This is a genomic window from Dietzia sp. DQ11-44 (genome assembly GCF_014145205.1).
GTDB lineage: Bacteria > Actinomycetota > Actinomycetes > Mycobacteriales > Mycobacteriaceae > Dietzia > Dietzia natronolimnaea.
The window spans coordinates 1-2,089 of the sequence record NZ_JAALEC010000011.1 but is presented as its reverse complement, the minus strand read 5'-3'; the positions used below and the strand labels follow the sequence as shown (position 1 = coordinate 2,089).

Sequence of the window (2,089 nt, the reverse complement as noted above, 5' to 3'; positions counted from 1 at the left end):
CGGCGTCGACGGACCGGCGGTTCACGTGGATGCGCTCCGCCTTCGTGGTGATCATGGTGATCGCGCTGGTCAAGCTGCTGTGGGTACAGACGATCGGTGGCACCGAACTCGCGGCCCGGGCGGAGAGCCAACGGCAGGTCCACCAGGTGCTCCCCGCCACCCGTGGCGCGATCGTCGATGTGCACGGCGACCCGATCGCGTTCACCCGGGAAGCCCGTGATCTGTCCATCCAGCCACTGGTCGAGAAGCGCAACGCCGAGGCGCGCAGGGAACTGGACCGCACCAAACCCACCTGGGACCAGCTGGTCGACGAGATCGGCGACGAGTTCGAGTCCGTGCTCGGGGAGAAGGTGGACCGCGAGGAGATCGAGGCCAAGCTCACGTCCGAGGGTGGCTTCACCTACCTCGTCCGCAACGTCGACGTGACCCAGGCCAACGCGATCACCAGGAAGTTCCCCATGATCGGCGCGGAGCGTGTGGACATCCGCGAGTACCCGGGCGGAGCCCTCGCGGCCAACGTGGTGGGAGCCACGTCGAAGAGCGACGACGGCAAGCTCATCGGCCTGCAGGGCATCGAGGCGTCCTTCAACGACGAACTCGACGGCGAGGACGGCCGACAGACCTTCGACAGGGCCCAGGACGACACGGTGATCCCGGGGACGCTGCGGAACGTCTCGGCACCGCGTGACGGCGACACGATCCGTCTGACCCTGGACGCGGACCTGCAGTGGCACGTCCAGAAGGCGGTGCAGTCCGCCAAGGACTCCTCGGGTGCGCAGAGCGCGTCCGCGGTCGTGTTGGACGCCCGGACCGGCGAGGTCCGCGCGATGGCCAACGACAACACCTTCAACCCCGCGGTGGGGATCGGCGCCGAGCTCGAGCGCGGGGCCGACCTCGGTAACCCGGCGATCACCTCGCCGTTCGAGCCCGGGTCGGTGCAGAAGATCATCACCGCCGCCGCGGCGATCGAGGCCGGGCTGACCGATCCCGGGGAGGTCCACTCCGTCGACGGGAGCATCAGCATGGAGGGGGTGACCGTCTCCGATGCGTGGCAGCACGGTCCCACGCCGTACACGACCACGGGCATCTTCGGGAAGTCCTCCAACGTCGGGACCCTCATGCTGGCCCAGCGGGTCGGCAAGGAGCCGTACTCGGAGTACCTGGAGAAGTTCGGGTTGGGGCAGCGCTCCGGGATCGAACTCGCCGGTGAATCGGACGGGTTGGTGCCCGACCTGCAGAACTGGCAGGGCGGTACCTTCGCCAACCTGCCGATCGGCCAGGGGTTGTCCATGACGACCCTGCAGATGGCGGGCATCTATCAGACGATCGCCAACGACGGGGTCCGGGTGCCGCCCCGGATCGTCGCCGAGCGGGTGGACCCGGACGGTGAGACCCATGCGTCCGAGCGACCGGAGGGCGAGCGGGTGGTGAGTGAGCAGACCGCTCGCACGGTGCGTGACATGTTCCGCTCGGTGGTCCAGTCCGGGCCGGGAGCACAGGCGGGAACCGGCCCTCAGGCCGCGGTGGCCGGGTACCAGATCAGCGGTAAGACCGGCACGGCCCAGCAGATCGACCCGTCGTGTGCGTGCTACTCCAACTCCCGGTACTGGATCACCTTCTCCGGGATCCTGCCCGCCGACGATCCGCGGTACGTGATCTCGATCATGCTCGACGCCCCCCAGCGCGGCACCCTCGGCGCGTCCGCCGCGCCGCTGTTCCACGACATCGCCTCCTGGCTGGTCAACCGGGACAACATCCCGCCGTCCGCCCCCGCAGCCGACCTGATCCTGCAGGCGCAGTGACCCGCGACCGGCAAGGTAGCGTGTAGCGGGTTCACGGGGGGTCACGGACAACGAGAGGCGGGTCGAGGACAGGCTATGACGACAGCGGCACAGCTGGCGGACGCGGTGCGCGCCGGCCTCCTCGGCGACAGGGCGGCAGCCCACACGGAGCTCACCGGCGCCACCATCCGGGCCCAGGACGCGATGCCCGGCACCCTCTTCGCGGCGCTGCCCGGAACCAGGATCCACGGCGCCTCGTTCTGTGCGACCGCGGTCGAGGCGGGCGCCTCGGCGGTGCTCACCGACGC

Annotated in this window: 2 protein-coding genes; both read left to right on the top strand. The window is 69.6% G+C overall.

All coding sequences use genetic code 11. The features are described from left to right. Positions 1-1,802 (top strand): penicillin-binding protein 2 (locus G6018_RS00300; protein WP_241731958.1); only part of this gene is annotated, 1,802 nt, incomplete at its 5' end. A 75-nt stretch (positions 1,803-1,877) separates the two neighbouring features. Continuing rightward, a partial coding sequence (locus G6018_RS00295) for a Mur ligase domain-containing protein (RefSeq protein WP_241731957.1) occupies positions 1,878-2,089 on the top strand: 212 nt, incomplete at its 3' end.